An 11,691-nucleotide genomic window follows, 5' to 3' on the forward strand; every position below is an offset into this window, starting at 1 on the left:
ATATGTTCACACAGGTTACAAAAGGAATAAAGGTTTCGGTCCAGACCACGTTCGAGGGTACATTTTTTAAGAACTATAAAATGCACTATGCCTTTGGCTATACCATCACCATTGAAAACCAAAGCAAGGACACTGTTCAGCTTATAGCAAGGCACTGGGATATATTTGATGCCCTCAAAGAGATGGAGACCATAGATGGTGAAGGGGTAATCGGAAGAAAACCTGTGATCAAACCCGGAAAATCGCACACCTACAGTTCGGGCTGCCTGTTGGCATCACCGATTGGTGCCATGAACGGGCATTACGAAATGGTAAACTTTACCACCTCCGAAGAATTTGAAGTGGACATACCCACATTCAAGTTTGCTGCTCCTTTTGCCATAAACTAGTACCGATCATTTTCTATTCGATATAGGTTTCCTTACCTTTGGTGGAATTTTAAAACACATAAAAAACTTCACCATGGGAAAAGGATTTTTTCAAGTTCCAACCGCATATAACGAACCCGTAAAAAGCTACGCACCCGGCTCGCCTGAGCGCGAGGAAGTGTTGAAGGCCTACAAGGCTTATTACGAGGGTCAAGTAGAGGTTCCCCTTTACATCGGCAGCGAAGAGATTAAAACAGGCAACACCAAACCGATGTCGCCTCCCCACGAACACAAACATGTGGTGGGACACTACCATACCGCCGATAAAAAACATGTGGAAATGGCCATTGCCAATTGCTTGGATGCCCGTAAACAATGGGCCAACCTGCCATGGGAACAACGTGCCGCCGTGTTCTTGAAAGCTGCCGAATTGATTGCAGGTCCTTACCGCGCCAAGATCAACGCAGCCACCATGATGGCACAATCCAAAACCATACACCAAGCCGAAATCGATGCAGCTTGTGAGTTGATCGACTTCTTGAGGTTCAATGTGGAATTCATGTCCCAGATCTATGGGGAACAACCAGAATCTTCAGAAGGTATTTGGAACCGGGTGGAATACCGTCCCCTTGAAGGATTTATTTATGCCATTACCCCATTTAACTTTACTGCCATCGCCGGAAATCTTCCTGCCAGTGCAGCCATGATGGGCAATGTGGTGGTTTGGAAACCCAGTGATAGCCAAGTGTTCTCTGCGAAAGTGATCATGGATATCTTCAAAGAAGCCGGATTGCCCGATGGTGTGATCAATATGGTTATGGGAGATCCGGTAATGATTTCCGAAACCCTACTTTCCAGCCCTGATTTTTCCGGGTTGCACTTCACAGGATCCACTTTCGTGTTCAAGGAACTTTGGAAACAGATTGGAAACAACATCCATAATTATAAAACCTACCCAAGAATCGTTGGGGAAACAGGAGGAAAGGATTTTATCATCGCCCATCCATCGGCAAAACCAAAACAAGTGGCCACGGCCATTGTTCGGGGTGCTTTTGAACTGCAAGGCCAAAAATGTAGTGCCGCTTCCCGGGTGTATCTTCCAAAATCGACCGCCGATGAGATTCTGGAGTTGGTAAAAGCAGATGTCACTTCCTTCAATAAACCCGGTTCACCGGAGGATATGAGCAACTTTATCACTGCGGTGATCCACGAGGGCTCGTTCGATAAGTTGGCAAAATACATCGATCAAGCCAAGGCCGACAAAGATGCTGAAATCATTGTTGGGGGCGGTTACGATAAATCTGTGGGCTACTTTGTGGAACCTACCGTGATTTTGACCAGCAACCCAAAATACGAGACCATGTGTACCGAATTGTTCGGTCCAGTGGTCACCGTTTATATTTATGAGGACAAGGATTGGAGCGAGACTTTGAAATTGGTGGATGGCACTTCGGAATATGCCTTAACCGGTGCAGTACTTTCAACCGATCGCTATGCCATTGAAGAAGCCACCAAAGCACTACAGGATTGTGCAGGTAACTTCTACATCAACGACAAACCTACGGGAGCAGTCGTGGGCCAACAACCTTTTGGTGGTGCCAGGGCCTCAGGAACCAATGATAAAGCCGGTTCTGCCCAAAACCTATTGCGATGGGTTTCACCAAGGTTGATCAAAGAAACGTTTGTTACCCCTGAAGATTATCGTTATCCATTTTTGGGATAATCGGGAAATACCTAATTTAAAGGCCATCAATAAAATTGATGGCCTTTTTTATTTCCTTTAAACTTGATCGATTATGCCCAGACCTTATATTTTGGCCGAAACCAATTGGAAACATTTAAAAGATGAATCGTTTGATCTGGCCGTACTGCCCTGGGGGGCCACGGAGGCCCACAACTACCACTTGCCCTATGCCACGGATAACATAGAAGCAACAGCAATTGCAACGGAATCGGCTCGTTTGGCCTGGGAAAAAGGATGTAAGGTGGTGGTTCTGCCGACCATTCCATTTGGGGTCAACACCGGGCAATCCGATATTTATTTGGACATGAACCTGAACCCCAGCACCCAATTTGCCATTTTAAAAGATTTGATAACCGTTTTGGACCGACAGGGCATTCATAAATTCATGATCCTGAACAGTCATGGGGGCAATAATTGGCAACCTATTGTTCGGGAATTGGGACTATTGTTCCCGAATATGTTCCTGTGTGCCACGAATTGGTTTAAAATGGTTGAAAAGCAAACGATTTTCGAAAATCCCGGTGATCATGCCGATGAAATGGAAACCAGTATGATTTTACATTTGGCTCCCGAATTGGTTTTGCCCAGAAGCGAATGGGGCGCAGGCAAGGAACTCAAAAATAAAATCAAGGCCTTTTCGGAAGGTTGGGCCTGGACCGAAAGACCCTGGTCCAAAATAAGTACCGACACTGGAGTTGGCGATCCCAGTAAAGCATCCGAAGAAAAGGGCAAAGCCTTTTTTAATGTGATTTGCAACAACATGGCACAATTGTTCCGCGAGCTGGCCAGCACTGATGTGAACAATCTGTACGAATAGATTCTTTGGTCACAAAAACACCATCCAAATGGCATTTTAATTGGGATTTCCAATGCAAAATGTACACTCCAACACAATTTATATGTAAATTTAACGTTAAGTAATTGTAAATTATATGTAATCTGATTATCTTTAACATATAAAATGTCCCGTTATGAAAGATAGAATATATGCTTGGTGGAAAAAATTGGTACAATCCTACGATCGTGCATGGCTGTATGCCAAAGACTATGCTCGAAAATGCCGATTGGTCTATAAAAGAATGTACAGTATTTAGGAATTGGCCCTAGATTTCTGGGGCAGGTACACTACTTTTTTGGTCTCGAAAAAATCCTCTTCAAAATAATCCTTGAGATCAAAAATCTGTACAGAGGCATAATCCTTTAGTTCCTCGGTAAGATCGCCCCCTTTTAAATAAAGAATCCCATTTTTACGCGCATGCGCTGAGTCCCGTTTGATCTTGCCCTTGGTCCAATGTACAAATGTCGGCATGGCCGCTACCGCCCTGCTCACAATAAAATCGAACTGACCGGGAATATCCTCCACTCTTGAATGAATGGCTGTTATATTTTCCAATTTCAGGCCTTCCACCACTTCTTCAACCACCTTGATCTTTTTACCAATGGCATCCACCAAAGTAAAATGCACATTGGGGAACAAAATGGCCAGCGGAATCCCTGGAAAACCACCACCCGTTCCCACATCCAAAATAGACGCGCCCTCATTAAATGTCTGAATCTTGGCTATGCCCAGTGAATGAAGCACATGACGGAGATAGAGCTCATCAATATCCTTTCTGGAAACCACATTGATCTTCTTGTTCCAATCCTGATATAGCCCCTCCAAAGCCCTAAAATGTGACTTTTGTTCCTCGGTGAGCGTCGTAAAATATTTTTGGATCAGATCGGCAGTCATTCCGGTAATGCTATTTTTAGCAAAATTAATACTTTTAGTAACCTTAACACCGTTCTAACAGTACCCTTTTGATCTCATCGGATTAAAAAGGCTATTTTTGTAAAAACAATTATTATATGAATACGAGTACCATCCGGTTTTCAAGAAAGGATTCAGCACAATTTTTCAGGACACTGAACAAGCGTGTAAACGATTACTTCAACGAGAACAATCTCAAAAAAACCGGGAACTGGAAACTTCACTTGAAAACCATAGTGATGTTCGCCATTTTTTTGACCCCTTATTTTTTAATCTTAACCCTTAACCTGCCCTTTTGGGCCTATTTGCTATTGTCCGTAACCATGGGCATCGGTATGGCCGGAGTGGGCATGAACGTAATGCACGATGGCAACCACGGCGCTTATTCCAACAAAAAATGGGTAAACAAGCTCATGGGAAGCAGCATCTACATTTTGGCCGGAAACGTGTACAACTGGCAAGTACAGCACAATGTGCTGCACCATACCTACACCAATATCCATGAGCACGATGAGGATATGGAAGCAGGTAGGATCCTACGGTTTTCCAAACATGCCGAATGGCGCAAACACCATAAGTTCCAGCATTATTATTCCATTTTTCTATATGGATTGCTGACTTTTAACTGGGCCATTACCACCGATTTTCAGCAAATGTACCGCTACATGAAACGAAAATTGAGCTACGGTAAACTTCCTAATCCTGTTATCAATTGGAGTACGTTGGTGATTACGAAAATCCTTTATCTCACCATTTGGATCGTATTGCCCTTGATTTTTGCCGACATTGCATGGTGGCAGGTATTACTTGGATTCTTTATAATGCACTACGTTGCAGGCGTGATTTTGAGCGTTGTGTTCCAATTGGCGCACATTGTGGACCATGCCGATCAGCCACTTCCCGATGAGGAAGGCAATATGAAGAACACCTGGGCCATTCACCAACTGTTCACAACCGTAAACTTTGGCACCAAAAACAAAATTGTCAACTGGTTTACCGGCGGTTTAAATCATCAGGTAGAACACCATATCTTCCCGAACATCAGTCACATCCATTACACAAAAATTTCAAAAATTGTGAAACAGACTGCGAGGGAGTTCAATTTGCCCTACCACGAATATAAAACTACCCGAAAAGCTATAATTTCGCACTTCAAACATTTGAAGGAGTTGGGTAAGGAACCCACGTTTCAATACCAGTAAAATAGCATAACCGATGAGCAACCATTTATCTGACAGGATCAAGAACATGTCCACGTCAGCAACGTTGGCCATGGCTGCCAAAGCCAGGGAACTGAAGAGCGAAGGAAAGGATATAATTGGATTGAGTCTGGGTGAACCCGACTTCAACATTCCCGATTTTATAAAGGAGGCCGCCAAACAGGCCATCGATGAAAATTACAGCAGCTATACCCCTGTGGACGGCTACGCCGAACTCAAAAAGGCCATTGCCCTTAAATTCAAAAGGGATAACGGTTTGGAGTACGGATTGAACCAAATCGTAGTATCGACAGGTGCAAAACAATCCTTGTTCAATGTGGCCATGGTGGTGCTGAATCCGGGTGACGAGGTTATTTTACCTGCACCGTATTGGGTAAGCTATAGCGATATCGTAAAATTGGCCGAGGGTGTTCCGGTGGAAGTTCCAACCGGAATCGACACCGATTTCAAAATGACACCTGCCCAATTGGAGGCCGCCATTTCGCCAAAGACTAGAATGATTTGGTTCAGCTCACCTTGTAACCCCAGCGGTTCGGTGTACAGCAAAGAAGAACTGGAAGGTCTTGCGGCTGTTTTGAGAAAACATCCAGACATTTATGTGGTATCCGATGAAATCTATGAGCACATCAATTTTGCAGGTGGCCATGTGAGTATCGCCGGAATCGATGGCATGTACGACAGAACAGTGACCGTAAATGGTGTTTCCAAAGCCTTTGCGATGACAGGTTGGCGAATTGGATACATCGGGGCACCGGAATGGATTGCCAAAGGATGTACCAAATTACAGGGTCAAGTTACCAGTGGCGCAAATTCCATAGCCCAACGTGCTGTGATCACCGCTCTGGAAGCACCCGTGAGTAAAATCCAATTCATGATTGACGAATTCCACAAAAGAAGGGATATCGTTCTAGATCTTTTGGGTGAAATAGAAGGCTTCAACCTTAATGTTCCTGAAGGGGCATTTTATGTTTTCCCTGATATCTCAGCTTACTTTGGAAAAACCTTGAACGGCGTTACCATCAACAATGCGTCTGATTTCGCTTTGTATCTTTTGGAACACGCAAATGTGGCCACGGTAACAGGCGAAGCGTTTGGAAACCCAAATTGCATCCGAATTTCCTATGCCGCATCGGAAAAGGAACTTCGGGAGGCGATTGCCAGGATCAAGGCAGCGGTTTAACATTGGTGTGTCATGCTGAACTCGATTCAGCATCCCATCAAACTAGTTAAAATACTAGTGGGCCCCTGAAACTAGTTCAGGGTGACACGCAAACCTCAACAATAATCTATGAATACTTTATAAACCTCTTGGAGAAAACTTCAGGAGGTTTTTTTATATCTTTTTCCAGAAATACGGGGTAAGCACAATGAGTACGGTAAAAAGTTCCAAACGACCCAATAACATGAGAAAACCGCACCACCATTTACCGGCAGCTGGCAAACTGTTGTAATTGCTCACCGGATTCAAACTACCAAAGGCTGGCCCAACATTTCCCAAAGAGGATGCCGATCCACCGACGGCCGATTCAAAATCCAAGCCAAGGAAACCAAGGACCAAAGCCCCAATAATAAACAGCAACATGTACAGCACAAAGAAAGCGATAACGTTGTACACAATATGTTCCGTTACTGTTTTCTGGTTATATCGCACTGGGATAACGGCGTTTGGATGCAGGGTTCTCATAAATTCCAGAATTCCATTCTTTATAATCAGGATGTGCCGCATCACCTTAATACCCCCTGCAGTGGAACCGGCAGAACCACCAAGAAACATGAGTCCAAAGAAGAAAACCGTTAAAAATGGGGTCCAAGAGGTAAAATCTGCTGTTACAAAGCCTGTGGTCGTAATGACTGTGAGTACTTGAAAAAGTGAATGCCGAAAGGCACTTTCCGCCTCTCCCCAAACCATGGGATGAAAATCGGAAACAGGTACATTGGCCTCAAAATAAACGACCAGGGCAGCGACAATGGTAAAAATGAAAATGAAAAAGAAATAGTATTTGAACTCTTCATCCTTGATAATGCGCTGTACCTTTCCGGTCAATGCGAAATAGCTCAATACAAAATTGCTCCCTGCCAAAAACATGAACACAATCACAATGTATTGAATCACAGGTTGATTGTTCCAATAGGCCAAACTTGCATTTTTCGTGGAGAAACCACCTGTGGACATCGTTGCGAGTGAGTGGTTGATGGCATCAAAAAAGGTCATGCCTGCCAAGTTCAACAAAATGGTTTCCAAAATGGTATAACCCACATAGATCAACCAAAGTCGTTTAGCGGTATCCGTAATCCTCGGATGGAGTTTGTCACCGCCAGGTCCGGGTGCTTCAGCAGCAAACAACTGCATTCCCCCAATCCCCAAAAGTGGTAAAATGGCGATAGCCAAGACAATAATTCCCATCCCTCCTATCCAATGGGTGAGGCTGCGCCAAAGCAATACCCCCTTGGGCAACGACTCAATATCGTCCAAAATGGATGCACCTGTTGTGGTATATCCTGAAATAGTCTCAAAAAAAGCATCGGTAATGGAAGGTATCGCTCCAGAAAACAAATAGGGCAACATACCTGAAAGGGACATCACGATCCACCCGAAGGTCACTACAATGTAACCTTCCTTTCGTTTTACTTCTTTTTTATGGCCACGGGTATAGAACATGGCCATGATTCCAAATAACATGGTAACAATGGCAGCCAATGTAATATCCAATGTAGCACCATCCTTATAAATGCCACTGGCAAAAGCGGCCAACAACATAAATGAACCATTGCAAAGCAACAACAGTCCCATAATGTGGATAATGATGCGGGTATTCAGTCTCATTACAGGAACAGCTTTTCAATCCTAGGAATGGCCTTGGGCAGGCAACAGACCACCACGCGGTCACCTTCCTTGATCCTGAAATCACCCAATGCAATAATGCCTTCCCCGTTACGGATCACACCACCAATACTGGCTTCCCTTGGAAAATTCAATTCCCGGATGATCTCCCCGTTCACCAAAGAAGTGGCCTTTACCTCAAACTCAAGGATTTCGGCATTCAAGTTGTTCAATCGGGTAAGAGCCAACACTTCCCCTTTTCGAATGTAACGGAAGATGCTGTTGGCCGCCAACAATTTTTTATTGATCAATGTATCCACGCCAATGGAATGGGATAACTGGAAGTAATCCATATTCTCTACCAAGGCAATTGTTTTCTTGATACGTTTGTTCTTGGCCACCAGGCAAGACATGATATTGGTTTCGGAATTTCCGGTCACGGCAATAAAGGCATCCATGGAATCCAAGCTTTCTTCTTCCAAGAGTTCCACATTTCTACCATCACCATTGATTACAAGGGCGTGGGGCAGTTCATCCGCAATATCGAAGGCCTTTTCCTTGTCCTTCTCAATAAGTTTAACATTGAATTTTTTGGCACATAGATCCCTCGCGGTCTTGAAACCTACCTTACTTCCGCCCAAGATCATCACATTCTTGATCTCTTGCTTTTGCATGCCGGTGAGTTTGTACAACTCCTCCACCCCTTTGTCCGAGGTAATGAAATAGACTTGGTCCCCTTCCTTAAAAATGGTATCCCCTCTGGGTATCAAGGTAAATTGGGTACCGGTTCGTTGAAGGGCTATGGGCATAAAGTGCAGCTCGGGGAAAATACGAGCGGCCTCTTTCACCATTTTGCCCACAAAAGGGGCTGTTTTGGGAAGAATGACACCGAACATAGTAAGGACCCCTCCCTCAAATTCATACGTATCGTTAAATGCGGACTGGTTCAACATCAGCTGAATTTCCATGGCCGCCAATCGTTCAGGAGAAATCAATTCATCGATACCGAGTTCTTCAAACTTGATGAGTTCGCGATTATCCATGAATTCCGTATTGGATATACGGGCCATGGTTCGTTTGCACCCCAATTGCTTGGCCAATACACAAAGTGTAAGGTTGGTGGTCTCGGAAGCCGTAACCCCGATTACCAGATCGGAACTGTCGACCCGGGCATCCTGCAACACCTGAATGGAAGTTGCATCCCCACGCAGCACTCGAATATCCAGATGATTATCCGCATAGGACAACCGTTCCTTATCCGTATCGATCAACGTAATATCTTGCGCCTCATAGGACAATAGTTTTGCCAAATGAAACCCTACCTCACCAGCTCCAGCAATAATGATCTTCATTGATAATAAAAAGATGTGTTTCCAAAAAATACCAATTTGTTCGGTATAAACGAAAAATAGAAATGCAAACGTAGTCTAATTGACATACAATTAAGTAAATAAGGAAAAGTTTTTCCCATTTAAAGGGCAAAATTACACAAATATTTTTGTCCACCTGCCATATGGGTAAGTTGTATATTTGCCAGCAAAAGTTAGAGATGTCTAAGAAAGTAATGCCCTATAAGGAATCGGAGCTTGGCAAAAAGGAGCAGGTAAAACAAATGTTCGACAATATTTCGGGCAGTTATGATGGACTCAATAGGGTCATATCATTTGGCACGGATGTAAAATGGCGAAAAAAAATTGTTGCCTTCCTTGCCGATAAAAACCCTGAATCCATTCTGGACATTGCAACAGGAACTGGCGATCTTGCCATCGCCATGATTGGCACAGGAGCCAAAAAAATTGTAGGACTGGACCTTTCGCCCGGCATGCTGGAAGTGGGCAAGCAAAAAGTAGCCAAAAAAAAGTTTCAGGATACCATTGAAATGGTAGTGGGCGATAGTGAAAACCTCCCTTTTGAAGACGACACTTTTGATGCGGTTACCGTGGCATTCGGTGTCCGTAATTTTGAAAACCTAGAAAAAGGCCTCCAAGAAATCTATCGGGTATTGAAGCCAAGTGGCCATTTTCTGGTTTTGGAAACTTCGGTGCCGACCAAAACACCTTTCAAACAAGGGTATCGTGTCTATACCCGGCATATAATGCCTGCCATTGGAAAACTCCTTTCAAAAGATCGTTCCGCCTATTCGTATTTGAGTGAATCTGCCTCTGTTTTTCCACATGGAGAGGCTTTCAACAATATTTTGGACAAAATTGGGTTTATAGGAGTAGAGAACAAACCCCAGACCATGGGTGTAGCCACCATTTATGTCGCCACAAAATAGTTTAATGAAAAATGCCCTGATCCTATTTGGACTGCTTGTTATGGCATGTCCACAAGTCGATGCCCAATTTGGCAGAGAACCCATTCTCAACCTTCAGAATGAAGATAAAAAGTTTTTGAATTGGGGGTATTATCTGGGTTTCAACCAATACGATTTCCAATTTGAATACAAAAACGACATTGGCCGCGATATTTTGGTCGACAAGTCTATTGGTTTTAATGTGGGGTTGATCGGGGAACTTCGCATCAATGAATTTTTGGATGCCCGTTTCGAACCGGGATTGCTGTATACTTCCCGTACATTGGGCTTTCCAGGTTTTACAACACCACAGGATGCCATAAGGGAAGTACGTTCCACCTATATCCGTTTCCCCCTTTTATTGAAAGCCAGTACACGAAGAATTGGCAACTGGAAACCTTTTATCGTGGGCGGCTTGTACACCTCCATGAACCTGGGAAGCAATGAAGATAGTTTGGACGACAATAGCAGTGGCCAATTTCGGATGAAGAAAAATGTGTATGGTTATGAATTGGGCTTCGGCATCGATTTTTATACCGAATACTTTAAGTTCACCCCTTCCATTAGAGGTGTTTTTGCGTTAACCGACGAATTGGTACCTGACAACAACCCCAATAGTCCCTGGACCGGAAACATCAATGCCATGCGCACACGAGGCATCTTCATCAATTTTACGTTTGAATAAACTAGATTATTGCATTTTTGACTTCTGGATGTCTTCGAGGCAGACTATCAAAAAATCCAACTGACGAAACGTCCGATCACCTCTTTATTTCACTCAAGAGTATAGCCGTTGCAGTGGCCACATTCAAACTTTCGGTGGATTGATTGCCGAATTGCGGAATGGCAATGCGTTTCGTGATCAAGGCTTCCACAGCTTCGGAAATACCGTTGGCTTCATTGCCCATGACCAAAATGCCATTTTTGGGCAGCTTTTCTGTATAAACAGAAGTACCATCCATGAACGCCCCAAAAATGGGTCGCTCGCTATCCGCCAAATAGGTTTTCAAATCGGTATACAAAATCTGCACCCTTGCAATGGAACCCATGGTGGCCTGCAACACTTTGGGATTATAGCAGTCCACAGTGTCCGGAGAACAAACCAATTGTTTGATATTGAACCAATCGCACAATCGGATAATCGTACCCAAGTTTCCAGGATCGCGTACCGCATCCAGCACCAAAACCCAATCCGATTCGGTTTGCATTTCGGCAGTGGGCATTCGAAAAACGCCCAAAACACCATTGGGCTGTTTTAAACTGCTCATCTGTTTCAACTGGGACGCCCCTACCACCTCGGCCTCCGGAAAAATTTCAATTTTTTCGGGTGAGTCCACATACAACCTCTGGACCTTCAACTTTGCCGCCAACAACTCCCTCACCACTTTTTCCCCTTCTACAACAAACAATCCATGTTGAGATCGGTACTTTTTTTGCTTTAGGTTTACAACTAGTTTAATTTGGTTTTTTGTAACCATCTAAATCGTTTATT

12 protein-coding genes are annotated in these 11,691 nt (G+C 44.0%); 8 read left to right on the forward strand and 4 right to left on the reverse strand.

Annotated features, from left to right (window positions below; translation table 11 throughout):
- Positions 1-2 precede the first annotated feature (2 nt).
- From apaG to EO131_RS17400, 4 genes are all read left to right on the forward strand, one after another.
- Positions 3-389 carry a Co2+/Mg2+ efflux protein ApaG gene (gene apaG, locus EO131_RS10145; protein WP_127021502.1) on the forward strand — a complete coding sequence of 129 codons (387 nt, stop codon included), beginning with the start codon at positions 3-5 and terminating at the stop codon, positions 387-389.
- 73 nt (positions 390-462) lie between these two features.
- Positions 463-2,091: an L-glutamate gamma-semialdehyde dehydrogenase gene (gene pruA, locus EO131_RS10150; RefSeq protein ID WP_127021504.1), complete on the forward strand. Its 1,629-nt coding sequence runs from the start codon at positions 463-465 to the stop codon at positions 2,089-2,091.
- Between the two features lie 73 nt (positions 2,092-2,164).
- Positions 2,165-2,929, forward strand: coding sequence for a creatininase family protein (locus EO131_RS10155; protein WP_127021506.1), 765 nt, complete (start codon positions 2,165-2,167; stop codon positions 2,927-2,929).
- A 154-nt stretch (positions 2,930-3,083) separates the two neighbouring features.
- Positions 3,084-3,206: a hypothetical protein gene (locus EO131_RS17400; protein ID WP_262707786.1), complete on the forward strand. Its 123-nt coding sequence runs from the start codon at positions 3,084-3,086 to the stop codon at positions 3,204-3,206.
- Here EO131_RS17400 and rsmG read toward each other — a convergent pair.
- Positions 3,203-3,844, reverse strand: a complete 642-nt coding sequence (gene rsmG / locus EO131_RS10160; protein WP_127021508.1) for a 16S rRNA (guanine(527)-N(7))-methyltransferase RsmG — start codon at positions 3,842-3,844, stop codon at positions 3,203-3,205. The two genes, EO131_RS17400 and rsmG, sit on opposite strands and share 4 nt — an antisense overlap.
- A gap of 116 nt (positions 3,845-3,960) precedes the next feature.
- Here rsmG and EO131_RS10165 point away from each other — a divergent pair, with 116 nt between their 5' ends.
- Together EO131_RS10165 and EO131_RS10170 are read left to right on the forward strand one after the other, a co-directional pair.
- Complete coding sequence (locus EO131_RS10165; RefSeq protein ID WP_127021510.1) at positions 3,961-5,064, forward strand: fatty acid desaturase family protein; 1,104 nt, start codon at positions 3,961-3,963, stop codon at positions 5,062-5,064.
- Positions 5,065-5,077: 13 nt separating this feature from the next.
- A complete protein-coding gene (locus tag EO131_RS10170; RefSeq protein ID WP_127021512.1) occupies positions 5,078-6,262 on the forward strand; it encodes a pyridoxal phosphate-dependent aminotransferase in 1,185 nt (394 codons plus the stop codon).
- A gap of 153 nt (positions 6,263-6,415) precedes the next feature.
- Here EO131_RS10170 and EO131_RS10175 read toward each other — a convergent pair whose 3' ends face one another.
- Positions 6,416-7,906, reverse strand: a complete 1,491-nt coding sequence (locus EO131_RS10175; protein ID WP_127021514.1) for a TrkH family potassium uptake protein — start codon at positions 7,904-7,906, stop codon at positions 6,416-6,418.
- A complete protein-coding gene (trkA, locus tag EO131_RS10180; RefSeq protein WP_127021516.1) occupies positions 7,906-9,255 on the reverse strand; it encodes a Trk system potassium transporter TrkA in 1,350 nt (449 codons plus the stop codon). The genes EO131_RS10175 and trkA overlap by 1 nt, the downstream gene beginning before the upstream one ends.
- Before the next feature lie 197 nt (positions 9,256-9,452).
- Here trkA and ubiE point away from each other — a divergent pair, with 197 nt between their 5' ends.
- Positions 9,453-10,181, forward strand: a complete 729-nt coding sequence (gene ubiE / locus EO131_RS10185) for a bifunctional demethylmenaquinone methyltransferase/2-methoxy-6-polyprenyl-1,4-benzoquinol methylase UbiE (protein WP_127021518.1) — start codon at positions 9,453-9,455, stop codon at positions 10,179-10,181.
- Positions 10,182-10,185: 4 nt separating this feature from the next.
- Entirely contained in the window at positions 10,186-10,884 is a 699-nt protein-coding gene (gene porT, locus EO131_RS10190) for a type IX secretion/gliding motility protein PorT/SprT (RefSeq protein ID WP_127021520.1), read from the forward strand.
- Positions 10,885-10,960: 76 nt separating this feature from the next.
- On the opposite strand, the gene EO131_RS10195 is transcribed toward porT, so the two are convergent.
- Positions 10,961-11,677, reverse strand: coding sequence for a TrmH family RNA methyltransferase (locus tag EO131_RS10195; RefSeq protein WP_127021522.1), 717 nt, complete (start codon positions 11,675-11,677; stop codon positions 10,961-10,963).
- Between the last annotated feature and the right edge of the window lie 14 nt (positions 11,678-11,691).

The sequence above is a fragment of the Flagellimonas beolgyonensis genome (assembly GCF_003992615.1).
Lineage (GTDB): Bacteria > Bacteroidota > Bacteroidia > Flavobacteriales > Flavobacteriaceae > Flagellimonas > Flagellimonas beolgyonensis.